General features: G+C 64.4%; 17 protein-coding genes. 4 read left to right on the plus strand and 13 right to left on the minus strand.

All coding sequences use genetic code 11. The features are described from left to right. Positions 1-32: 32 nt before the first annotated feature. The 11 genes from addA to chvI form a co-directional block, all read right to left on the minus strand. Positions 33-3,602, minus strand: a complete 3,570-nt coding sequence (gene addA / locus AC5J09_RS12210) for a double-strand break repair helicase AddA (protein ID WP_494297697.1) — start codon at positions 3,600-3,602, stop codon at positions 33-35. Next, complete coding sequence (addB, locus tag AC5J09_RS12215) at positions 3,592-6,771, minus strand: double-strand break repair protein AddB (RefSeq protein ID WP_494297698.1); 3,180 nt, start codon at positions 6,769-6,771, stop codon at positions 3,592-3,594. Before addB ends, addA begins: the two co-directional genes overlap by 11 nt. A 1-nt stretch (position 6,772) precedes the next feature. Then, positions 6,773-7,504, minus strand: a complete 732-nt coding sequence (locus AC5J09_RS12220; protein WP_494297699.1) for a nucleotidyltransferase family protein — start codon at positions 7,502-7,504, stop codon at positions 6,773-6,775. Positions 7,505-7,510: 6 nt separating this feature from the next. Next, on the minus strand, positions 7,511-9,025 hold the full coding sequence (gene tsaE / locus AC5J09_RS12225; RefSeq protein WP_494297700.1) for a tRNA (adenosine(37)-N6)-threonylcarbamoyltransferase complex ATPase subunit type 1 TsaE: 1,515 nt from the start codon (positions 9,023-9,025) through the stop codon (positions 7,511-7,513). A 9-nt stretch (positions 9,026-9,034) separates the two neighbouring features. Beyond that, complete coding sequence (locus AC5J09_RS12230) at positions 9,035-11,515, minus strand: sensor histidine kinase (protein WP_494297701.1); 2,481 nt, start codon at positions 11,513-11,515, stop codon at positions 9,035-9,037. A 304-nt stretch (positions 11,516-11,819) separates the two neighbouring features. Next, a complete protein-coding gene (ahcY, locus tag AC5J09_RS12235) occupies positions 11,820-13,220 on the minus strand; it encodes an adenosylhomocysteinase (protein ID WP_100672601.1) in 1,401 nt (466 codons plus the stop codon). A 156-nt stretch (positions 13,221-13,376) separates the two neighbouring features. Next, the gene (locus tag AC5J09_RS12240) at positions 13,377-13,670 is read right to left on the minus strand and encodes an HPr family phosphocarrier protein (protein ID WP_018098658.1); all 294 of its coding nucleotides are present in this window, start codon (positions 13,668-13,670) and stop codon (positions 13,377-13,379) included. Then, positions 13,667-14,068, minus strand: coding sequence for a PTS sugar transporter subunit IIA (locus AC5J09_RS12245; protein ID WP_018098657.1), 402 nt, complete (start codon positions 14,066-14,068; stop codon positions 13,667-13,669). Before AC5J09_RS12245 ends, AC5J09_RS12240 begins: the two co-directional genes overlap by 4 nt. Before the next feature lie 156 nt (positions 14,069-14,224). Further along, entirely contained in the window at positions 14,225-14,683 is a 459-nt protein-coding gene (locus AC5J09_RS12250) for an HPr kinase/phosphorylase (RefSeq protein ID WP_494297702.1), read from the minus strand. Then, positions 14,680-16,413 carry a two-component system sensor histidine kinase ChvG gene (gene chvG, locus AC5J09_RS12255; protein ID WP_275598149.1) on the minus strand — a complete coding sequence of 578 codons (1,734 nt, stop codon included), beginning with the start codon at positions 16,411-16,413 and terminating at the stop codon, positions 14,680-14,682. The genes AC5J09_RS12250 and chvG overlap by 4 nt, the downstream gene beginning before the upstream one ends. A 223-nt stretch (positions 16,414-16,636) precedes the next feature. Continuing rightward, a complete protein-coding gene (gene chvI / locus AC5J09_RS12260) occupies positions 16,637-17,359 on the minus strand; it encodes a two-component system response regulator ChvI (protein WP_018098654.1) in 723 nt (240 codons plus the stop codon). Positions 17,360-17,700: 341 nt separating this feature from the next. On the opposite strand from chvI, the gene AC5J09_RS12265 reads away from it, so the two are divergent. The 4 genes from AC5J09_RS12265 to AC5J09_RS12280 all read left to right on the plus strand — a co-directional run bounded on the left by AC5J09_RS12265 (position 17,701) and on the right by AC5J09_RS12280 (position 21,192). After that, positions 17,701-19,311 carry a phosphoenolpyruvate carboxykinase gene (locus tag AC5J09_RS12265; RefSeq protein WP_494297703.1) on the plus strand — a complete coding sequence of 537 codons (1,611 nt, stop codon included), beginning with the start codon at positions 17,701-17,703 and terminating at the stop codon, positions 19,309-19,311. 104 nt (positions 19,312-19,415) lie between these two features. After that, the gene (arfB, locus tag AC5J09_RS12270) at positions 19,416-19,850 is read left to right on the plus strand and encodes an alternative ribosome rescue aminoacyl-tRNA hydrolase ArfB (RefSeq protein ID WP_100672599.1); all 435 of its coding nucleotides are present in this window, start codon (positions 19,416-19,418) and stop codon (positions 19,848-19,850) included. 143 nt (positions 19,851-19,993) lie between these two features. Then, complete coding sequence (lysM, locus tag AC5J09_RS12275) at positions 19,994-20,467, plus strand: peptidoglycan-binding protein LysM (protein WP_018098651.1); 474 nt, start codon at positions 19,994-19,996, stop codon at positions 20,465-20,467. Between the two features lie 113 nt (positions 20,468-20,580). Continuing rightward, positions 20,581-21,192 carry an alpha-ketoglutarate-dependent dioxygenase AlkB gene (locus AC5J09_RS12280; protein ID WP_100672598.1) on the plus strand — a complete coding sequence of 204 codons (612 nt, stop codon included), beginning with the start codon at positions 20,581-20,583 and terminating at the stop codon, positions 21,190-21,192. A 51-nt stretch (positions 21,193-21,243) separates the two neighbouring features. On the opposite strand, the gene coaA is transcribed toward AC5J09_RS12280, so the two are convergent. Both coaA and AC5J09_RS12290 read right to left on the minus strand, forming a co-directional pair. Further along, positions 21,244-22,239 carry a type I pantothenate kinase gene (coaA, locus tag AC5J09_RS12285; protein ID WP_018098649.1) on the minus strand — a complete coding sequence of 332 codons (996 nt, stop codon included), beginning with the start codon at positions 22,237-22,239 and terminating at the stop codon, positions 21,244-21,246. Continuing rightward, complete coding sequence (locus AC5J09_RS12290; RefSeq protein ID WP_494297704.1) at positions 22,236-22,559, minus strand: phosphoribosyl-ATP diphosphatase; 324 nt, start codon at positions 22,557-22,559, stop codon at positions 22,236-22,238. Before AC5J09_RS12290 ends, coaA begins: the two co-directional genes overlap by 4 nt. Positions 22,560-22,576: the final 17 nt, after the last annotated feature.

The following is a 22,576-nucleotide window of genomic DNA, read 5'->3' on the forward strand; positions in this document are numbered from 1 at the left end:
GCATCGCCACCGGATTTTCAATATCGTGTATCTCACTTTGTCGCGAGCTCTTCAAGACTCCTGTCTAGCATCGGCTCGGGAAGCACCCGGATCGCCGGGCCTTCGGTGAAGATCAGCACGCATCGGAAACGCTTGCCGGGGTAAAGAGGTTTCAGGATTTCGCGATAGATCGCGAGCTGGTTTCTGTAGACCGGCGCGATCTCTTCGGGCGATTCCGGGATTTCGCGGTTGGTCTTGTAATCGGCGATCGTCACCATGTCGCCGGTGACGGCCAGACGGTCGATACGGCCCGATACGGCGAATTCGCGTGTCCCGAGCTTCAGCGTCCCCATGACGGAGACTTCCGCCCGGCTGTGCTCGCCGAAAAGCGGTTGCAGATCCGCATGGTCGAGCACGTCCATGACGTTCCCGGCAAGTGCGCGCCGTTCGGCTTCGGGCCAGCGCGGCACGGAACGGGCGAGATAGCGCTCCGCCGCGGCCAGGCGCTCGCGGCCGTCGACCGACGGAAGAACCTGCAGCAACCGGTGCAGGATCGCGCCGCGGAGCATCGAGAGTTTCGGCGCGCTCTTCCCGGCGAAAAGGGCCGAGCCGACGATCGCTTCGCCGTCGGGGTCGTCGATTGCGATGGTCGTGCCGGACGGGGCAAGAGGCCGGGGCAGCCGCCGCGGCGCGGCCGGAGGCGTGAAAAGCGCCGTCGGCAAGCCGGCTGTCGGCCGTTGCGATTCTTCGGATCCGCCTCCGGACGTCGGGAGGTCGCGCGGCACATGCGCTTCGCGCCAGGCAATGCCCTGCCACTCCTCGCTTCCGGCGCGGAAAAGCCTCGGCGTTCCGCGGCCCTTCAGGTCCTGTGCCAGCGTTCCCTGCACCATCGAATGCCAGGTGTCGGTGTTCTGCCGCTGTCCGCGATAGCCGCAGACGATCAGGCGGTCGGCTGCGCGCGTCATGCCGACATAGAGGAGCCGGCGGTATTCCTCCTCGGCGAGCTTCTTCAGGCGCTCGTTGTCGGCGGTGATGAGCGAGTTCGGCGCAGAACCCGGCGCGCGCCAGACCGGGACCGTGAGCCCGGAATGATCGGCCTGCGTTTTCTCCACGAAGCGAAGGTCCGAGACCTGCTGGCGGACGAAGGCCTCGCCGCCGCCGTCGACCAGGAAGACGACCGGCGCCTCGAGGCCCTTGGCGGCATGTACGGTCATAACGCGGACCTCGTCGCGTTCCTTGTCCTGTTCGCGCTTGACCGTGGGCGCTTCGATCTCCAGCGTCGAGATGAAAGCCTGCAGGCCCGGCAGACCGCTCCTTTCATGATCGAGAGCGAAGGTGAGGAATTCGTCGAGAATATCGCTGACCTCGCTGCCGAGCCGCGCCAGGAAGGCACGCCGTCCGCCATCGGCGCCGAGGACGCGGGCATAGAAATCGTGCGGCAGCAGTTCCCGTGCCAGGCCGGCATAACGCGAAAGCGTGCGGACCGCTCCGTGATAACGGCTGGTCTCCTCCGCGCCCGCCTGCCGCAGCCGTCGCCAGAGGCTTTCGCCCTCGGTCCGCCGTGCGGCGAGTTCGAAGACATCCTCCTCGGCAAAATCGAGGAGCGGGCTCTTCAGCAGTGCCGCGAGCGACAGATCGTCCTCGGGCAGAAGCACGAACCGGCCGAGCGCGATCAGGTCCTGCACGGCGATATGGCTGGTCAGAACCAGTCGGTCCGCGCCGGCGACGGGGATATTGCCCCGCCGCTTGAGGGCGCGCGTCAGGGCATTGACGAAGGCGTCGCGTTTGCGCACCAGCACGATGACGTCGCCGGGCCGCATGGCTCGGCGCACGCCTTTTTCGATCACCGTCTCCTGGCCGATCCAATCCTCGAGGACCGCTGCAATGCGCCGGGCGAGGATGTTGACCGGCGCGCGCTCGGGCGTCGCGTCGAAAGGAGCGGTCCAATCCTCTTCCGAAGCCGCCGGCTCGGGCGCGATCACATCCCAGAGGTCGACGGCGCCGGGCTGGCCGATCCGGTTCGACGCATGCACGATCGCCTCGCTCCGCGCGCTCAGACCTCTCGCATTCCCGGAATTTGCAAAGACCGTATCGACGGCGGAGAGCACGTCCACCGTCGAGCGGAAAGAAAGCTGCAGGCGGATGGGGCTGAAGTGCCTGTTGCCCGCGCGCACCCGCCGCTCCGTCAACGTGCTTTCGCGCGAGAAGCGCTCTGGCCGGGCGCCCTGGAAGGAGTAGATCGACTGCTTCTCGTCGCCGACGGCGAAAATCGTTCGGCCATCCGCGCGCGCCGTTTCGCCGGCAAAGAAATCCGCCGCGAGCGACTGGATGATCGCCCATTGCGCAGGACTCGTATCCTGCGCCTCGTCGACGAGGATATGGTCGATCCCCTGATCCAGCTTGTAGTGCACCCAGGCGCCCACGTCGCTTCGGGCAAGCAGTGCCGCCGTGCGGTTGATGAGATCCTCGAAATCGAGCTGGCTGCGTGCCTTCTTGAGCGCCTCGTAGTCGCGGTTGAGCCTCTCGGCGAGAATGAGGGCGGCGCGGGTCGCCCCGTACATCTGGACGATGCTCAGGCGGTCCACGCAGGCGAGCATGTGGCTGCGCGCCTCTTCCACCCTGAGTTCGAGCTGCGGCGCTGCACGGCGCATGGCGGCGTTCAGAAAGGCCGATTCCGCCTTCGGCTTGCCGCCGCCGTTGAAGAAGAGTTCCACGAGTTTGGCATAGCGGGCGGTGGCATCCTCGATCGCGCGGACGGACCGCAAGCCTTCTGCGATCGCAGAGGGCTTGGCGCCGCCGAGGCGCAATCCAAGGTCGATATAGTCATCGAGTGCCGGGCCATTGAGTCCCGCCAGCGGCCAGACCGCGGCCATGACCGTCTCGGCGGTCTCTTCGGGCTCGAGGCCGAGCGCCGTCCGCAGATGGGCGTCCATCCCGCCGCGTCCGGAGACGTGATCGAGAAAGGCCTGGATCGGCGCCCGGTTGGCGACGATCGCCGCAAGCAGCTTTTCAAGCCCGGTATCGTCGGCAAGATCGAGGACCGTGGCGAAGGCCTCCGCCAGTTCCGGGTCGGTTGCCGCTGCCGTGGCGGTCAAGAGAGCCCTGCGGGCGTCGGCGAGCAGCACCGCCGCTGCCCGGTCGTCGAGAACGGAGAAATGCCCTGCGACATTGGCCTCGAGCGGGAACTGGTGCAGAAGCGCCTCGCAGAAGGCATGAATCGTCTGGATTTTCAGTCCGCCCGGGGTTTCCAGGGCGCGCGCGAACAGCCGGCGGGCCTCCTGGATCTTGGCCGTTGGCGGCTGCTTGCCTTCGATCGCCTCTATGCGCTTTTCGAGGGTGCTATCGTCGAGCGTCGCCCATTCGGCGAGTTTCTCGAACACGCGGTTCGACATCTCGGAAGCGGCCGCCTTCGTGTAGGTCAGGCAGAGGATGGCGGACGGCCGGCAGCCCGCAAGCAGAAGCCGGATGACGCGTTGCGTGAGCACATGCGTCTTGCCGGAGCCGGCATTGGCGGAAACCCAGGCGGAACGCGCGGGATCGGAGGCGAGCGCCTGCCGCTGCGTCGTCCAGTCGAGCCACCCCTCGGGGGTTCTCTCCTCCGGGCCTGTCGCATCACTCCTCATCGTCGTCCTCGCCATCCGCGGTCGCCCATTCGGCGACGCGCGCCAGATGATCGTATTCGCCGCCGTAGTCGCGCTGTTTCTGAACGATCAGGCGCGAGGCGAAGCCGAACCTGCCGCTCATAAGCGCGGAAAGCAGCTTCCGGAGCTCGACGAGCGACTCGTCCGCCAGTTGTTCGGTGGATTTCGTCTCCTTCGAACGGGCGCCCTCGTTATTGACCGTGTCGACGGCAAACCGACTGCCCGGCTTCAGCCGGACGTAGCGCAGCGAGTGCGGCCGAGCCGGCCCGATCATACGGAATGCCCCGGCCCTGAGCGCTGCCGCCTCGAGGGCCAGCTGCGGGTCGAGAAGTGCTCGTGCCTCTTTGGGCGAGGGGCTCGATCCGGTCTTGTAGTCGATGATGTCGATCGTTCCGTCCGCCAGGCGGTCCAGCCGGTCGGCGATGCCGGTCAGCCGGATATCTCCGATGCCGAGATCCATCGCCGCCGGAACCTCGGTGAACGAGTTCACAATGCCGTGCCGGCGCTCCCGTTCCCACTCGAGGAACGCCCTTCCGACCGCCTGGAAGCGTGGCCGCCAGATGGTGTCGATATGCGCAGGCAGTTTCTCCTCGTCGAAAGCCTCGTCGGTGAGCCGGATCATCGCTTCCTCGCCCTCACGCGTCGCCGGGTCGAAGCCGCCCTTGACGAAGCGATCGACGATCCGGTGATAAAGCAGGCCGCGTTCCGCCGCCCCCGGATACCGGTTGAACGGTTGGATCGGTTCCAGCCGGAGAATGCGCCTCGCGTAGACGGCATAGGGATCGCGGCGCAGGCGCGTCACCTCGCTGAAGGAATATTTTCGCGGCTGCAGCTCCGCAGGAGGCTTCGGCTCCGGCCGGTCCGACAACGGCTGACGCTCGCCTTGGTCGAGAATGCGCATCCAGTGGAGATAGTCGGCGCCATTGGCCTTGAGCAGTTCCGTCAGCCTCTTGCCGCCGAGCGCCTGAAGGCGCTGCAGCCATCGGGAAGCCACTGTCGGCGCCGATCCCTGACGCATGGAGCGCGAAAGGATCAGCCGGCGGGTGCCGCAGGCCATCTGGAAATCATGCGCGAGCTGGCCGATTCGCCGCTCCGGCGGCTCCAGTCCGATACCCGCCTTCATCGTTCGCGAAAGGAACGGATCGTTCGAGGTCTGCCCCGGCCAGGTGCCCTCGTTCATGCCGCCGAGCACCACCAGGTCCACGCTTTGCAGGCGCGATTCAAGCGCTCCGAAAATGAAGACGCGGGGATGGCGCATCGATCGCGGCTTGACGGCTTCGCTTGCGGCAAGCGCCTCGAGAATGTCGCACCATTGCGGTCCGTCGGCCTCCATCTGGCCATCGGTTTCGATGATGCCCCTGAGGAGCGTCGCTAATATTTCGCCGGCTTCCGAAGCCCAGAGCGCGCCAAGGTTGCCTTGCTCGTCGATGGCGGCCGCCTCGAGAGCGCGCCCTGTACGCTCCGCCCAATCCGAAAGGGGCAGCACGGCCGAGCGGTGACGGCCGGTTTGCGGATCGGCAGAGAGAGTGCTGGCCAGGGGAGCGACCGCCGAGGCTATCCGGCGTGCGAGTGCGCGCGCGATGGCGATGTCGTCGGGGCCGATACCCGCCCTCCAGGGCGGCGGGTGCCGGTCGGTCTTCTGCCTGTCCAGCGCCTTGTCGATGACCCCCTCCAAGGCCGATATGTCGGCCGCATCGGTGCCGCCGCGCAGGGCCGCGAGCTCCAGCACGTCCGCGGCTCGGCGCGCATCCTCTGCCGTCTGGCCGAAGCGCGCCAGCGGATGCTTGAGAAGTGCGACCAGGGCAACCGGATCGTCCGGCCTGAGCGTCGCTTCCAAGAGCAGCCGGGCAAGTGCGCCCGCCGGCGTCGCCGAGAGCGGAATGCCTGCGGAATCGTCCGCCTCTATACCGAAGCGGGCAAGCTCGGTGCCGACGCGACGCGCAAGCCCTCGATCGGGGGTGATGAGTGCCGCCTGGCTCTCCTCGTCGGCTTCGAGCGCGAGCCGAAGCGCGATGGCGATGGCGGTTGCCTCTTCGCGTTCGTTTGCCGCTTCGATCAGCGCCACATCCGCAAAGGCGGACAGGAGTCTTTCCGCATCGAAGCTCTGGCGGGCCTCCATCCAGACATTCGTCGCGTCGGCGGGCAACAGCGCCCGCGACAGGACCGCGCTGCGATAATCGAGATCATCGGCAGCGCTCGCGAGGGCGGGCACGTCGCCGCGTTCGATGCCCATGCGCTTGAGCAGACGGTGAAATCCATATTGCGGGTGGGTGCGGCTTGCCGGGCTCCTTGAAGAATCGCCGGAGCCGGGCGTCTCTCCGGCGATCAGCCGCCACTCCGCATCGCTCATCGATCCGTCGAGGCCCGGGAGCACGATCGTACCGTTCGGCAGCGCCTTGACCGCGGCGATCAGGGCGGCCGTCGCCGGGATCGAACCGGTCGAACCGGCGATGATGATCGGTCCGCTCACTTTTCCGGCGGCGATACGCTGGGTCTCGGCCTTCAGCACCGCATTGCGGTGGCGTGCGGGCGAGGAGTGCTTGAGTTCGACCAGCCGCTCCGGCCAATAGGTGCGGGCGATCTTGAGGAAGGCGAGCGTCAGTTGCCACCAGAGCGCATGTTCGCCGCCGTCGAGCCCGTCGAGGGCCTCCCAGTCGAGTTCCTCGGTCTCGATCGCGTCGATGAGTTCGGCGAGGTTGCGCGCGAGCCAGATGGCGTCGGCAGGGCTTGCCGGCGCGATCAGCGGGCTTTCCGCGTGGATGTCGAGGACCACCTGGGGCAGGCGGTTTCGCCAGGCGAGAATGAGGCGGCCGAGTTCGATGAGCCTTGCCGTTCCGGAAAGCGGCGGCGCGAGGTCGAGGATCGCCGGCACCTCGGCGTCGAAGAAGCCGCTGTCGTCGTCGGTCTCGCCGAGCGCCCGGATCATCGGCAGGATGGCCGATCGGCCGCCGAGCAGATCGACGAACTCCGAGCGCAGCACGCGGGCGGAGCGCCGGGTCGGCACGAAGATCGTAACACCGGCCAGTGCCAGCGGCTGCGCCGGATCGTAGCGGAAGCCCGGGGTCAGCTCGCCACTGCAGAGCCTTTCCGCGACCGTCCTCAGAAAAGGCAGGCCGGCGGGAATCGTGAAGACGTTCGGATGTGCGGGCACCTCATCCCTCCGGCCGGAAGCGGCGGATCGCAGCCTCGGCCTCCGCTATGGCTTCCGGCGAGCCGACGGTAATCCAGTGCCCTTCGAGCATCAGACCGAAAAGGCGTCCCCTGGCGATCGCCCGGTCGAAATAGATGTTGAGGTTGAACGCCTCGTTCGGCGCGTCTGCAAGCAGCGCTGCGTCCATGGCGATCGCGCCGGCATAGACGACGGGATTCTCCATGCCTTCTTGATAACGCGTGAGTCGGCCGTCTTCCGATAGCGAGAAATCGCGTTTGCCGTTGTGCCCGGTCGTGTTCTCGAGACGCACGCAGAGCAGCGCCATGTCCATGCGCTCCGGATCGAAGAACTCGGCAAGCTTTTTCAGGTTGCACGGTTGCCGCGGCTTCTCGCCGATCCAGAAAAGGTCGGCATTCATGACGAGCACCGGCCCGCCATCGAGCAGTTTCAGGCCCTTCGCCAGCCCGCCGCCGGAATTCATCAGCGCATCCCGCTCGTCCGAAATCAGGATATGCGGCGCCTCTCGCCGGCCGAGGTGCTCCTCCATCTGGCCGGCGAAATGATGGACGTTCACAACGGCCCTGGTCACGCCCGCGGCGGCGAGCAGATCCAGCACATAGTCGATCATCGGCTTGCCGGCTATCCTGACAAGCGGCTTCGGCAGCGTGTCGGTGACCGGCCGCAGGCGGGTGCCCAGTCCGGCCGCAAGCACCATGGCATTGGTGATGGGCATCGTGTCCTAACGGTTCGCTGATTCGGGAGCGAGGATTCCAGCCTTAATGCACCATTCGCGCAAGGGTGTCAGCACCTGATGGGAGAGCGCATGCTCGAGATAGGCGAAGGTGCGCGGCATGTGCTTCATGTAGCCGGGTTTGCCGTCGCGCTCCTTGAGCCGCACCCAAATTCCGGCGAGCTTGCAGTTGCGCTGAGCGGCCATCAGATGCCAGTCGCGCCGGAAGGCGGCCTCGTCGAAGGGACCCAGACCACGGCGCTCGGAGATGTAGGCAGTCATCATCCGCTGGGCGAGATCGGGCTCGATCGTCACTCGCGCATCCTGCACCAGCGAGGCCACGTCATAGGCCGTCGGCCCGATCATCGCGTCCTGGAAGTCGATGATGCCGATTCGGTCGAAGCCGGTGCGGTCCTGACGCCAGAGAATGTTCGGCGAGTGGAAATCGCGCAGAAGCAGGTTGTTCTCCGCGGAAGCGAGAACGCCGATCAGTCCGTCCCATACGGCGAAGTATTCCCGCCGCTCATCGTCCGAGGCAGGCCGCCCCCGTTTCCACGGGAGATACCAGTCGACGAGCAGACTGGTTTCGATCTTGATCGCTGTCCGGTCGAAAGCGGGGATGTGGTGAACGACCCCTTCAGCCACTGCGATGTCGCGCTCCGCGGGCTGAGCATGCAGCCGGGCCAGAAGGCGGGCGCCTTCGATGTAGCGTTCCGCCACGGGGCGGCCATCGGCGTCGAGTATGCCTTCGGATCCAAGATTTTCGATGAGAAGCAGACCCTGGTCGAGGTCGCGCGCGTAGATCGCCGGTGCCGCGAAACCACGTTTGCGCAGGAGTTGCGAGATCGCGACGAAGGGGACGACGTCCTCGGCGATATGGGCGAGCTGCTGGTAGTACTTGCCGTCCTCAAGGATAGGTCCCGGCTTGTGTCTCGGCGCATCCATCAAGATCTTCGCCGGCGCACCATCCCCGGTGTCGATGCGTTCATAGGCCCGGATCGAAGCGTCGCCGCTCAGGTGGCGCCGACGGACGTCGGGATAGGCTGCATCGAGCAGGAACTTGCGAATGGCAAGCGAGCGGGTGATCCGTTCGAAGGCCGCGTCCGGTGCGGTCAGGTGAATGCGCCGCCCCTCGTCTTCATGCGAGAAGGTCAGGGTGATTCGGTCGGCCGGAAGCGCCTCCTCGGCCTTCTCCGGCCATTCCACGAGACAGATGCCGTGGGCGAGCGCCTCGTCGAAACCGAGCTCGTCAAGCTCGGATGCGTCCGCGAGCCGGTAGAGATCGAAATGAGCGACCGGGATCCTGAGGTCGTAGCTTTGAACCAGCGTGAAGGTGGGACTGGGCACGTCGAGCGTCTCGTCGTCGGCCATGGCCCGGATGAAGGCCCTTGCCAGGGTCGATTTTCCCGCGCCGAGGTCGCCCGAGAGAGCGACGCATTCGCCGCCCTTCAGCGCCAATGCGAGATCTTCGCCGAATTCGATGGTGGCGGCCTCGTCCTTCAGCAGACGTTCGAGAGATTTCATTTAGTTCATCTATTCCGCCGCGATGACCTTCGGCGCTTCGGCGGAGGGAATGCGGCAGGTTACTGCCGTGCCTTCGCCCTCCTTGCTGCGGATCGAAACATTGCCGTGGTGAAGGCTGACGAAGCTCTCCACGATGGACAGGCCCAGGCCCGCGCCGCCGCGCTGGCCATAGCTTTCGAAGCGGTTGAACACAGTGTTGAGAACGTCCTGCGGGATCCCTGGCCCCGTGTCGGTGACTGAGAAGGCAAAGTCGCTCCCCTCGCGCCAGCATTTGAGGTCGATCGTACTTCCGTCCGGGGCGAAATTTGCCGCATTGGTGAGAAGCTTTATGAAGATCTGCTTCAGCCGTTGCTGGTCCGCGGTGATGCGGCCGAGATTGTCGGGCGCTTCGGTTCGAAGCGACACGCCGCTCTCGATCAGCCGGTCGCCCATCTGCTGCGTCACGTCGTCGATCAGGTCGATGAGATTCACTTCCGCGAGTTCGAGCTCGACGATGCCGGCATCGACGGTTGCAAGATCGAGGATGTCGTTGACGATCGTCAGAAGCAGCGAGGAGGAGGTGGCAATGTGGTCGACATATTCGGCCTGGCGCTCGTTGAGCTCGCCGAAGACCGGCGTTTTCAGAAGGTCGGCAAAACCGATGATGTTCGTCAGAGGCGAGCGCAGCTCGTAGGAGACGTGGTGCACGAAATCGTTCTTCAGCGCATCCGCCTTGCGCAGCGCTTCGTTCTTCTCGGTGAGCGCGCGTTCGACGCGGACGCTGTCGGTGATGTTGACGAAGGTCAGCATCGTCTGGGCGTTGGGCAGCGGAATGACCGCGTAGTCGAGGATGAGGCCGGTGCGCAGCTCCAGAATGCCGCGGCTCGACGGCCGCTCGTCGTCGAAGCTTGTGATGATATGGGCGAAGCGCTTCCAGCCGTCCGGCTGGTCGTAGGAGGCGAGACAAGCCTGCTCGATCGCGCGGATATGGGTGCCCGGTTGCGCCTCGGTCTCATTGATGCCCCAGATCGCCCGGAAGGCCGGGTTCGAGAGCCGGATGCGGCCGTCGGGCCCGAAAACGGCCACGCCCTCGGCGAGATGGTCGATCGTTTCGCCCTGGACCTGGACCAGCGTGTTGTAGCGCGTTTCCAGATCGACCCTTTCGGTCAGGTTTTCGAACACCCAGGTGGCGCCGCCCTGCGGCCGCGCGGTGGCGAAAACGCGGAGCGTCTGCCCGTTCGGCAGGTGCCAGAGATCGGACTGCGTATCGATCGCCTGATAAACGGAAAGCGCACTCGTCTTCCATTGCTTCCAGTTGAGCTGCTCCGGCAGCTTGCCGCCGGCACGCAGCCGATCGAGCACCTCGCCGTTATCGGGCTTGCGCTCGAGGAATCCCATGTCGAGATCCCAAAGCCGCTGGAAAGCCTGATTGTAGAACTGCAGCCGCTGATTGCCGTCGAAGATCGCCACCGGCGTCGCCAGGTGTTCGAGCGTCTCGGCATGGCTCTTGAGCGTCCGCGCCAGCTCCTCGCGCACCGCTTCGATGCCGGAAACGTCGATCGCGATTCCGGCAGAGCCGGCAGGCGTGCGGGCGTCCACGACGTTGAAAAACGTCCGGTTGCCCCTGACCACTGTCGAAACCTTGTCGCGGAACGGCGTCTGGAGCGTCGAGACCGCCCGGATCCGCTCGCGGGCCGTGGTCGCAAGCAGCTCGCGCTCTTCGGCGACGGCCGTGCTCGCGCTCTGGGTTTCGACCGCATTGGCATAGGCCGCATTGACCCATTCGAGCCTGCCGTCTCCTGCGCGCTGCCACGCGGGAAGATCGACCGCGTCGAGCAGCGTCCGAACCGTCGAAAGCGAAGCATGCAGCTGGTCGCGTTCGAGCTTCAACTCGGCGAGTTCGGCCCTGAGATTGTTGAGCGCGATGAAGCGCACGAAGGCCCGCCCCCCCGATACGCGGCCCTGGGCCTCGAGGACCTCGTTACGCTGGGTTTCGAGCACGAGATCGAAGCTCTGCGCCTGGGCACGCAAGGATTCGATCGCCTTTTCGAGCAGGCCTGCCGATTGCGGCTTGATCCAGCGGCCGAAGGCGAGAAAGTCCCGGTCGTCCTGCGGCGCGCCGGTTTCGACCGGAAGCTGACCGAGGAATTCCGGGCGCTCTGCGAGCCCGTCCCAGATCACAATGCGCCTGTTCTTGTCCGCAATGAGAGCCTGGAAGCGGGAAATGCGCTGGTTCGCGTCGGATAGATTGGAACGAAGCTCGCGGTTCTCGGCCTCGATATTGCCGCGCTGGCGGATGAGCCAGATCGCCGAAATCATGGCGGCGGAAATGACGCCGATCAAAACGGAGAAGGTCACGACCTCCGTCGTGCCGAATATGCTTCTGCCGGGATCAGTGGCCTGAGCTGCGGCATCGCTTGCCGCAAGCAATACCGTTCCCGCAAGGAGCCGCTTGAGCAGTCTCGGCACCCCCTGCCGTCCTGCAGAAGACATGGATTCATGTGTTTTCACGGCGCCGTCCCCGTTCGTCCGGAAAGTGCCGGCGACCTTGCGCCCCCGCGCGCCGGAGCCCGTTCAAAGGCTCCTGTCAGTTCCGATTGCATCTCCGGTCTGTCTCCGTCTGTTTGCCGCCTGTCCGACAAGACATCCCATTTCGACCGCGCCGCCGGCCCGAAAAATCCACACCGGCATAACGAATCGATAAGCTAAACATACTTCTTTGACGATTCGGCTGAAAGTGCGAGCCCCAAAAAAGCGGCCGCGATCTCTTGTCAAGATCGCGGCCACAAGATGTTGTGGATTGCTCGGGTAAGGATCAGTACCGGTAGTGTTCGGCCTTGAACGGACCCTGCTGCTTGACGCCGATATAGGAGGCCTGTTCCTCCGAGAGCTCGGTCAGCTTGGCGCCGAGCTTGGTGAGATGCAGGCGCGCCACCTTCTCGTCGAGCTGCTTCGGCAGCACGTAGACCTCGTTCTTGTACTGATCGCCCTTGGTGAAGAGCTCGATCTGCGCCAGAACCTGGTTGGAGAAGGATGCCGACATGACGAAGGACGGATGTCCGGTGGCGTTGCCGAGATTGAGCAGGCGGCCTTCCGAAAGCAGGATGATGCGGTTGCCCTTCGGGAACTCGATCAGATCGACCTGCGGCTTGACGTTCGTCCACTTCAGGTTCCGAAGCGCCGAGACCTGAATCTCGTTGTCGAAATGGCCGATATTGCCGACGATCGCCATGTCCTTCATCGCGCGCATGTGCTCGATGCGGATGACGTCCTTGTTGCCGGTGGTGGTGATGAAGATGTCGGCGGACGATACGACGTCTTCGAGTTGGACGACCTCAAAGCCGTCCATCGCCGCCTGGAGGGCGCAGATCGGGTCGACTTCCGTGACCTTGACGCGTGCGCCGGCGCCGCTGAGCGAAGCCGCCGAGCCCTTGCCGACGTCGCCGTAGCCGCAGACCACCGCGACCTTGCCGGCCATCATCACGTCGGTGCCGCGGCGGATGCCGTCGACGAGCGATTCCTTGCAACCGTACTTGTTGTCGAACTTCGACTTCGTGACGCTGTCGTTGACGTTGATCGCCGGGAAGGGCAGCAGGCCCTTGGCCTGGAGCTGGTACAGGCGGTTGACGCCCGTGGTCGTTTCTTCCGTCACGCCCTTGATCGCGTCACGCTGCTTGGTGAACCAGCCCGGTGTCGCGGCGAGGCGCTTCTTGATCTGCGCGAAAAGGATCTCTTCCTCTTCGGAGCCCGGATTCGTCAGAATGTTCTCGCCGGCCTCGGCGCGGGCGCCGAGCAGGATGTACATGGTCGCGTCGCCGCCGTCGTCGAGAATCATGTTCGAGACGCCGCCGTCGGCCCATTGGAAGATCTTGTCGGTGTAGGTCCAGTATTCCTCGAGCGTCTCGCCCTTGACGGCGAAGACGGGTACGCCGCTTGCAGCGATGGCGGCGGCAGCGTGGTCCTGGGTCGAGAAGATGTTGCACGAGGCCCAGCGCACTTCGGCACCGAGCGCAACCAGCGTCTCGATCAGCACGGCGGTCTGGATCGTCATGTGGAGCGAGCCGGTGATGCGGGCGCCCTTCAGCGGCTTCGATGCGCCGAACTCCTCGCGGCAGGCCATCAGGCCCGGCATTTCCGTTTCGGCGATGGCGATTTCCTTGCGGCCGAAATCGGCAAGCCCGATGTCGGCGACGATATAGTCCTGAGTTGCGCTCATGAAGTTCTCCAGGCTGATCCTAGGGCCGCGCGGCCACATGGCCGTTTGGCGGCATGACAGTGCCTCCCGCGATCGCGGGCAGCGTGCCTTCGGTCTATCAGGAAACCCCGTGGAGGGCAACCGACATATAAAGAGGTCTTTATATGTTTATATCGGTCACATCTCTTCGCCGAACTTGTCGCGAACCAGCGTATCCAGCGCGTTGAGCGCTTCTTCGGCCTGAGCGCCGCTGGCGGTGACGAAGACCGAGCAGCCGGTGCTGGCCGCCAGCATCATCAGCCCCATGATCGAGGTCCCGCCGACGGTCATGCCGTCCTTGGAGACGGTGATCTCCGCGTCGAAGGTCTCGACGGTCTGCACGAATTTCGCGGAGGCACGCGCATGCAGGCCGCGTTTGTTGACGATGAGCAGTTCGCGCGTCAGAGCCGTGTCGGGGCGGTGATCCATCATTTTCCACTCAGAACCCGACTGGCGACGTTGATGTATTTGCGCCCCGCCTCGGAGGCTTCCACCAGCGCCTTGTCCATGTCGCTTTCGCCGCGCACGCCAGCGAGCTTGATGAGCATCGGCAGGTTGACGCCGGCGATGACCTCGACGCTGCCGCCGCGCATCACCGAAATGGCGAGATTCGAAGGGGTGCCGCCGAACATATCCGTCAGAATGATGACGCCGTCGCCTTGATTGGCCTTTTCGACGGCGTCGAGGATATCCTGACGCCGCTGATCCATGTCGTCCTCGGGGCCTATGCAGACGGTCTCGATAGCTTTTTGCGGACCGACGACATGCTCCAAAGCATGCCGAAACTCATCCGCCAGCTTGCCATGAGTGACAAGCACAAGTCCGATCATGGGTATCTTTGCTCCAACTGCATATGCAACTCGTTGATGGCCAGATATCGCAATGCAGCAATTTCGTCCACCTGTTGGGGGCGCCATCTTGGCAAGGAAAAGGCGAAGTGCAAGCCAAAAATGCCGAAAAAGCAGCCGCACTGCCTTTCGATAAGGCTAAAGTCCTACATTTTCGGGCAGAAGGGCGGCGAGCGCATCGACCGGCGACAGCGGCCCCTCGACGGGGAGGCGCAACAGCGGCAGATTTCGCCCCATCCCGAGCTCCAGCTCCTCCTCCTCCGGCGGCAGACGCGGCTGGAAGGGTGCCCTGACCGGCGTGATCGCCCAATCGAGAACACAGGCGGAGACGGTACCGACTTCCGCAATTCCGGATCCGCGGATTTCGAGGAGCCCGCGAATGGCGGCAGGGCAGCGCGCGACGATGCGCCCGTTCTCGAGCGTCAGATCCACGCGGTCGTCCGCGACGAGCGCGGCGAAGCGGCCCCGGCGTCTCACTTGCGAGAGGCAGGAAAGCGCGAGCGCCGACTTGCCCGAGCCGGACGGCCCTGTGATCAGCAGCCCGGTCGTGTCGAGAACGATCGCGGTTCCGTGGATATTGATGAAGGGCGCATTCACGGGTGCGGCTCGGCGGGCAGCGAGAGAACGAAGCGGGCGCCGCCGATGTGGCCGTCCTTGCCGGTGATGTTCTCGGCTCTGAGCGTTCCGCCATGCGCCTCGGCGATCTGGCGCGAAATCGAAAGGCCGAGCCCCGAGTTCTGGCCGAAGTCCTCGCCCTCCGGCCGGTCGGTGTAGAAGCGCTCGAAGATACGGTCGATGTCCTCCGCCTGGATGCCCGGGCCGTTGTCTTCGACATAGACGATGCAGCGCGATCGCGACCGGGTCAGCCGGACGACGATGCGGCCGTTCTGCTCGGAGACGAAGGAGCGGGCGTTTTCGATCAGGTTCGTGATGATCTGACCGATGCGCAGTTCGTAGCCGCTGACGATGAAGCTTGCGCGCGGGTTGTCCTTACGGTCGACGACGAAGTCGAGCAGCACCGGTTTCTTGCTGCCCCGGATCTGGCGTGAAATTTCGACGAGGTCGCCGAGCAGCTTTTCGAGGTCGACCTTCTTCGCGTCGGCGCGTGCAAGCTCCGCATCCAGGCGCGAGGCGTCGGAGATATCGCTGATCAGCCGGTCGAGCCGTCGCACGTCGTGCTGGATGACGTCCATCAGCCGCTTCTTCGATTCCTCGTTGCGCGCGAGCGGCAAGGTTTCGACCGCGCTGCGGAGCGACGTCAGCGGATTCTTGAGTTCATGGCTCACATCGGCGGCGAAGTTCTCGATCGCCGCGATGCGGTCGTAGAGCGCCGTCGTCATTTCCCGGAGCGCCACGGAAAGATTGCCGATCTCGTCCTGGCGGGATGAGAAGTCGGGGATCTCCTCCCGTTCCTTGGCGCCGCCGCGGCGCACGCGGATGGCCGCGGCCGAAAGCCGCCGCAGCGGGTTGGCGATCGTCGACGAGAGAAGCAGCGAGAGGATGACGTTGACCAGCGCCGCCACGCCGAAAACGCGGATGATCGCCAGCCGTTCTGCATGGACGATCTTGTCGATGTCGCCGGCCTGGGTGGAGAGGAGGAGCACGCCGAGGACCGCGCGGAAGCGCTGTACCGGAACGGCAACCGAAACGATCAGCTCGCCCTTCTCGGTCACGCGCACCACGGCGCCGCGCACGCCGGTCAGGGCGTTCATCACCTCCGGATAGATCGAGCCGTTGCCGCCGGGCGGCTCCTTGTAGAGCGGCAGGTCGCCCGGCTGCAGCAGCCGGTTGAACCAGGTGCCGAACTCGTCGGCGAGGCTCGGACTTTCCGGATCGACCGGCGGCAGGTCGAAACGAAGCACCTGTCCGCCGCTATAGAGGTGGCGCGAATCGAGCAGCAGGTCGGCATCGGCATCGAAGAGGCGAGCGCGCGTGCGCGTCGGCGAGATCAGTCTTCTCAAGACCGGCGCCACGCGTTCCTGAATGATCGGGAATTCGAGGTCTTCGTCGCTCGGCAGCGGCGTGATGCTTTCGCCGGCCTGCAATTCGAGCAGCTTTTCCGGATCGATGGTGATCGAATTGGTGTCCACCGAGGCGGAGGCCGAGATGGCGCCGGCGATGATCTCGCCCTGCGTCAGAAGGCTCTCCACCCGGGCGTCGATCAGACCTTCCCGGAACTGGTTGAGATACATGATCCCGCCGACGAGGACCACGAGCGCGACCAGGTTGAAGAAGACGATGCGCCGCGTGAGGCTCGAGAAGACCGCATTGCCGAACAGGCGCCGGATCAGCGTAAAGGGATGCGCCCATCGCCGCTGCCCGCGCAGCGTCGATGCCCGTCCTTCCGCTTCTTCGATATCGCCCTGCAAGACTTCTACCAAGTCTCCCGCTCCCGCGACGCGACCTTCGCTTCTGCCCGCGTCGCCTGTCGCATTCGCCCGTTCCCGCGATGCCCTACGCCAGCCGGCGCTGCTGCGCAAGCGCTAGCAAGGGAGGTACGGGCGGCAGCGCTCCGGCCACGAGTGATCCGCAATCCGCCGGCTCGCTCCCTCAGGCCGTTTCGCGGAAACGATAGCCGACGCCGTAGAGCGTCTCGATCATGTCGAAGTCGTTGTCGACCATCTTGAACTTCTTGCGAAGCCGCTTGATGTGGCTGTCGATCGTGCGATCGTCGACATAGACCTGTTCGTCATAGGCGGCATCCATCAGCGCGTCGCGGCTCTTCACCACGCCGGGTCGCTGCGCCAGTGCGTGCAGGATCAGGAACTCCGTGACCGTCAGCGTGACGGATTCGTTCTTCCAGGTGCAGGTATGCCGCTCCTGGTCCATGACGAGCTGGCCCCGTTCGAGCGAACGGGAAGGCGTGTCGGCATTCTTCACCGGACCGGCGCCTCCGGCCGCAGCCTCCCGGTTGGCCGCGCGACGCAGGATCGCCTTGACGCGCTCCACCAGGAGGCGCTGTGAGAAGGGCTTGGTGATGAAGTCGTCGGCGCCCATCTTCAGACCGAAGAGCTCGTCGATCTCCTCGTCCTTCGACGTGAGGAAGATGACGGGCAGGTCGGACTTCTGTCTCAGCCGCCGCAACAGCTCCATGCCGTCCATGCGGGGCATCTTGATGTCGAAGATAGCGAGCTGCGGCGGACGCGCCAGCAGACCCTCCAGCGCCGATGCGCCGTCCGTATAGGTTTCGACCTTGTAGCCCTCGGCTTCCAGCGCGATGGACACGGACGTCAGGATGTTGCGGTCGTCATCGACAAGCGCGATGGTCTGCATCTTATTCTACTCCGTTTCGAGGCCCGGTTGCCGAGACGCTTCGAGATGCGTTGCAAGAATCGCGGCAACCGCGAGTCACGGCCGCGTTAATTGAGTATAAAGGTGGAACAAATTGTGGCGAAGTGCAAAAGCACCTGATCCGGCTCCCCCGCAACCGGCCTTGCTGTTGGGTTTCCGGAAGCTGCAATTCAACCGATTAAAAAATGCATATTTTTCTTTAAATCGATTAATATACTGAATTCATTATTGTTTTAGAATTGACTATCTTGTCTTGGATCGGCCTTGCCGGTATGTTCCGACGAAATTCAACGCCAATGGCCAACCACGAAGGAAGCTTGACCATGGATGAGCTCGGGAGCCGCAATCCCTCTATCGGACTGGAAACGATCGGATTTTCCGACCTCTCGGTCGTCCGCTACAACTTCGAGGCGCCGCAGCTTTACGAAGAAGCCCTGGCCCGCGGTGAAGCCGAACTGACGGTCCATGGAGCGCTTTGCGCCCGCACCGGCCAGCACACGGGCCGCTCGCCCAAAGACAAGTATGTCGTGCGCGACGCCAACACCGCCGACCAGATCTGGTGGGACAACAACAGCGCGATTTCGCCGGAGCATTTCGAGCTCCTTCGTCAGGACATGCTCGCGCATGCCAAAGGCATGTCGCTCTACGTCCAGGACCTCGTCGGCGGTGCCGACCCGGAGAACGCGCTGCCGACGCGCGTCGTCACCGAGTTCGCCTGGCACTCGCTGTTCATCCGCAATCTGCTGATCCGCCCGGAGCGCGAGGCGCTTCCGTCTTTTCAGCCGAAGCTGACGATTATCGACCTGCCGAGCTTCAAGGCCGATCCCGCACGCCACGGCTGCCGCAGCGAGACGGTCATCGCCTGCGACCTGACCGCCGGCCTGGTGCTGATCGGCGGCACGTCCTATGCGGGCGAGATGAAGAAGTCGGTTTTCACCGTCCTCAATTACCTGCTGCCCAAGAAGTCGGTGATGCCGATGCACTGCTCGGCCAATGTCGGGCCCGCCGGTGACACGGCGATCTTCTTCGGCCTCTCGGGTACCGGCAAGACGACGCTCTCCGCCGATCCGAACCGCACGCTGATCGGTGACGACGAGCACGGCTGGAGCGAAAAGGGCGTCTTCAATTTCGAGGGCGGCTGCTATGCCAAGGCGATCCGCCTGTCGGAAGCGGCAGAGCCCGAGATCTTTGCGACGACGCGCCGCTTCGGTACGGTGATGGAGAACGTCGTCCTCGACGAGCGGCGCCTTCCTGACTTCGACGACGGTTCGCTGACGGAGAACACCCGCTGCGCCTATCCGCTGCACTTCATTCCGAACGCCAGCAAGACCGGCACGGCGCCGCAGCCGCGCACGATCATCATGCTGACGGCGGACGCCTTCGGGGTTTTGCCGCCGATCGCCAAGCTGACGCCGGAACAGGCCATGTATCACTTCCTCTCCGGCTACACCGCCAAGGTCGCCGGTACCGAAAAGGGCGTGACGGAGCCGGAGGCGACTTTCTCGACCTGCTTCGGCGCTCCCTTCATGCCGCGCCATCCGTCCGAATACGGCAATCTTCTCAAGGACCTCATCGCCAGGAACGGCGTCACCTGCTGGCTCGTCAACACCGGCTGGACCGGCGGCGCCTTCGGCACGGGAAGCCGCATGCCGATCAAGGTGACGCGCGCGCTTCTTTCGGCGGCTCTCGACGGCTCGCTGAACAGCGCCTCGTTCCGCACGGATGCGAATTTCGGGTTCGCGGTGCCGGTGTCGGTACCGGGGGTCGAGGCCGGCATTCTCGACCCGCGCTCGACCTGGGCGGATGGTGTGGCTTATGACGCCCAGGCACGGCGACTCGTCGACATGTTCATCGCCAACTTCGCCAAGTTCGAGCGCCACGTCGACGGCAGCGTGCGCGACGCAGCCCCGGGCGCGAGGGTGGCCGCCGAATAATCCGGTCTTTTGCCATGATTCACGTGAAACCCGGCTGCCTACGGCCGGGTTTTGCATTTGCGGCCGGTTTTCAAGCATGCGATAGAAACGGCCGAGGAAGATCCATGGCAAGCGAACCGCTTTACATCAACGAAAACATCGTGATCGCCGGATGGGAGCTCACGGAGCAATTCGTGCTGGCCGGCGGACCGGGCGGACAGAACGTCAACAAGGTCTCGACGGCCGTCCAGCTCTTCTTCGACGTGCAGGCTTCGCCGTCCCTGCCGGAGCGCGTCAAGGCCAACGCCTTGAAGCTCGCCGGACGGCGCGCCTCGAAGGAGGGCGTCCTTATGATCGAAGCCAATCGCTTCCGCAGTCAGGAACGCAACCGCGAGGACGCCCGCGAGCGGCTGAAGGAGCTGATCCTGAAGGCGGCGGAACCACCGCCCCCGCCGCGCAGGAAGACGAAGCCGACGCGCGGATCGATCGAACGCCGGCTGAAGGAGAAATCCGGCCGTTCCGAAATCAAGAAGCTGCGCGGCCGCCCCGGCGGCGACTGACCGCGCCCGAAAGTTGCGCCCGCGCCCTTGTCTTTTGCCCGCAACCGCACTCTCTTATCCGCTGACGCATGTCGCCAAGCCGTACGGCGGTCGTGGGGAAGACGACATGTGCAGGCTCCAGCCGCGCGAGAGAGGAGACAAGCATGGGTTTGTTCGATTTTATCAAGAATGCGGGAAAGAAGCTCGGAATCGGCGGCGACGACACGCCGCCCGATGCGGCAAGCGTCGAAAAGGAGCTCGCGTCCCATGATCTCGGCACCAAGGACGTCAAGGTCGACGTCGTGGACGACAAGGTCGTGCTGAAGGGTGTCGTCAAGGACCAGTCCACCTTCGAGAAGGCGGTCGTGGCGGTCGGCAATACGCTCGGCATATCCAAGGTCGAGGCATCCGAGCTCAAGGTCGCCGACGGCGCCGCCGCGCCGGCCGAGGCGAAGGCCCCGGTCTTCTACACCGTGAAGAAGGGCGACAATCTCTGGAAGATCGCCGAGGCCCATTACGGCAAAGGCAAGGGCGCCAAGCACACGGCGATCTTCGAAGCGAACAAGCCCATGCTCACCCATCCCGACAAGATCTATCCGGGCCAGGTGCTGCGCATCCCCGATCTGGATGCCGGCTGAACGAAGGCTGTTTCGGGTCGATCCCGACCCCGGTGAGCGCTATGTACCTGTCATCTCCCGCCGGATCTGCTGACGGGAGGATTCGATCGATGCCGTATGACAGGATGCCGCCAATGCTTGTGCTGCCGAAAGGGGTGAGACACATTCCCGGTTTTCTCGACCGTTCGCGCCAGCAGGAACTGGTCGAGGCCGTCCGCGCCGTCGTCGCGGAGGCTCCGCTCTTCGCGCCCGCGATGCCGAAGACCGGCAAACCCCTGTCCGTGCGCATGACCAATTGCGGCGCGCTCGGCTGGGTCACCGACCGCGAGCGCGGCTACCGCTACCAGGCGACGCATCCGGTCACCGGCAAGCCATGGCCGCCGATTCCACACATGCTGCAGGACATCTGGAATGCCGTGGCCGGAAGCGACAAGTCCCCCGAGGCCTGTCTGGTGAATTTCTACTCGGCAGAGGCGCGCATGGGGCTCCACCAGGACCGGGACGAGCGCGATCTCGAGACTGCCGTCGTTTCGATCTCGCTCGGCGACGACTGCCTTTTCCGCGTCGGCGGCCGCACACGCGGCGGACAGACCGTGTCGTTCAGGCTCGAAAGCGGCGACGTCGTCGTGCTCGGCGGCGAAGGACGGCTCGCCTTCCACGGCGTCGACCGCATCTATCCGAACACGTCGACGCTCCTGAGGAGCGGCGGCCGGCTCAATCTGACGCTGCGAAGGGTCAATCCTTGAAGCTTCGCCCCGTCCGAAGCGGTTCCTTTCCCGCAGGCGGCGCGGTTCCCCTCAAAGCTTCCTGAGCGCCACCGTCTGCGTCAGGTGGTTGGGGCCCTTCTGCAGGATGAGATCGGCGCGCGGCCGCGTCGGCAGAATGTTCTGATGCAGGTTCTTCAGATTGATATTGTGCCAGAGGCCCTCGGCGATTGCACGCGCCGCATCCTCGCTGATCGTCGCATAGCGATGGAAGAAGGATTGCGGGTTCTGGAACGCGGTTTCGCGCAGTCGCATGAAGCGGTTCACGTACCAGCTGTGGATCAGGCTCTCCTCGGCATCGATATAGATCGAAAAGTCGAAGAAATCCGAGACCATCGGCACGATCTTGCCGTCGGCCGGCAGATCGCGCGACTGCAGCACGTTTATCCCCTCGAAAATGAGGATGTCCGGCCGGTCGATCACCTGGAACTGGTCGGGGATCACGTCATAGGTCAGGTGCGAATAGGTAGGAGCCTTGACGTTCGGCCGACCCGCCTTGATCGCCGAGAGGAATCTGAGCAGCGCGCCGATATCGTAGCTCTCGGGAAATCCCTTGCGATCCATCAGGTTTTCCCGCTGGAGAACCGCATTCGGATAAAGGAAGCCGTCGGTGGTGACGAGGTCGACCTTCGGGCTCGAGGGCCAGCGCGCGAGAAGCTCCGCAAGGATGCGTGCCGTCGTCGACTTGCCGACGGCGACCGAGCCGGCGACACCGATGACGAAGGGCGTCTTCGTCTCGTTCGACATGCTCAGGAAGCGGGTGCGCTGCCGGAAGAGGATCTGCGACGCCTCCACATGGGCGGAGAGGAGCCGTGAGAGCGAGAGATAGATCCGTCGCACCTCGTCGAGATCGACCGGATCGTTGAGCGAGCGCAGGCGCTGCACCTCGTCGGCCGTCAGCGTCAGCGGCGTGTCGGCGCGAAAGCGCGACCATTCCTCCGCGGAGAAGACGTGATAGGGCGAATATTCGCCCCCTTGGAGATTGCCCGGAATGTCGGCCGGTTCGATGTCTTCCGCGGCGATGCTCATGGATTCTGCCGGTTCGCCTTTTCCTGCAGGCCGGATTGGCTTGTCCGCCTGGCCAGTTCGCTCATCACATCCTGCAACGGGACGGCGGCGATATTCAATACGACCATAAGATGATAGAGGAGATCGGCACTCTCATCGACCAGATTCTTCCGGTCCTCGCCGATCGCGGCGATGACCGTTTCCACCGCCTCCTCGCCGAGCTTCTTGGCAGCCTTCGCCTGCCCGGCCGCCACCAGCTTGGCGGTCCAGGACTCCTCCGGCGCCGCCCGGGCGCGGGACGCCACGATCTTCTCCAGGTCGGAAAGGGTGAAGTCGGTCATTAACGGATCCCTTCTCG

This window comes from Sinorhizobium sp. (assembly GCF_059070375.1).

What these genes read in the sequence shown, in the direction of transcription:
- addA (WP_494297697.1), bottom strand. Translation starts at nt 3,602, where the DNA reads ATGAGGAGTGATGCGACAGGCCCGGAGGAGAGAACCCCCGAGGGGTGG.
- AC5J09_RS12220 (WP_494297699.1), bottom strand. Translation starts at nt 7,504, where the DNA reads ATGCCCATCACCAATGCCATGGTGCTTGCGGCCGGACTGGGCACCCGC.
- tsaE (WP_494297700.1), bottom strand. Translation starts at nt 9,025, where the DNA reads ATGAAATCTCTCGAACGTCTGCTGAAGGACGAGGCCGCCACCATCGAA.
- ahcY (WP_100672601.1), bottom strand. Translation starts at nt 13,220, where the DNA reads ATGAGCGCAACTCAGGACTATATCGTCGCCGACATCGGGCTTGCCGAT.
- AC5J09_RS12240 (WP_018098658.1), bottom strand. Translation starts at nt 13,670, where the DNA reads ATGATGGATCACCGCCCCGACACGGCTCTGACGCGCGAACTGCTCATC.
- AC5J09_RS12245 (WP_018098657.1), bottom strand. Translation starts at nt 14,068, where the DNA reads ATGATCGGACTTGTGCTTGTCACTCATGGCAAGCTGGCGGATGAGTTT.
- chvI (WP_018098654.1), bottom strand. Translation starts at nt 17,359, where the DNA reads ATGCAGACCATCGCGCTTGTCGATGACGACCGCAACATCCTGACGTCC.
- AC5J09_RS12265 (WP_494297703.1), top strand. Translation starts at nt 17,701, where the DNA reads ATGGATGAGCTCGGGAGCCGCAATCCCTCTATCGGACTGGAAACGATC.
- arfB (WP_100672599.1), top strand. Translation starts at nt 19,416, where the DNA reads ATGGCAAGCGAACCGCTTTACATCAACGAAAACATCGTGATCGCCGGA.
- lysM (WP_018098651.1), top strand. Translation starts at nt 19,994, where the DNA reads ATGGGTTTGTTCGATTTTATCAAGAATGCGGGAAAGAAGCTCGGAATC.
- AC5J09_RS12280 (WP_100672598.1), top strand. Translation starts at nt 20,581, where the DNA reads ATGCTTGTGCTGCCGAAAGGGGTGAGACACATTCCCGGTTTTCTCGAC.
- coaA (WP_018098649.1), bottom strand. Translation starts at nt 22,239, where the DNA reads ATGAGCATCGCCGCGGAAGACATCGAACCGGCCGACATTCCGGGCAAT.
- AC5J09_RS12290 (WP_494297704.1), bottom strand. Translation starts at nt 22,559, where the DNA reads ATGACCGACTTCACCCTTTCCGACCTGGAGAAGATCGTGGCGTCCCGC.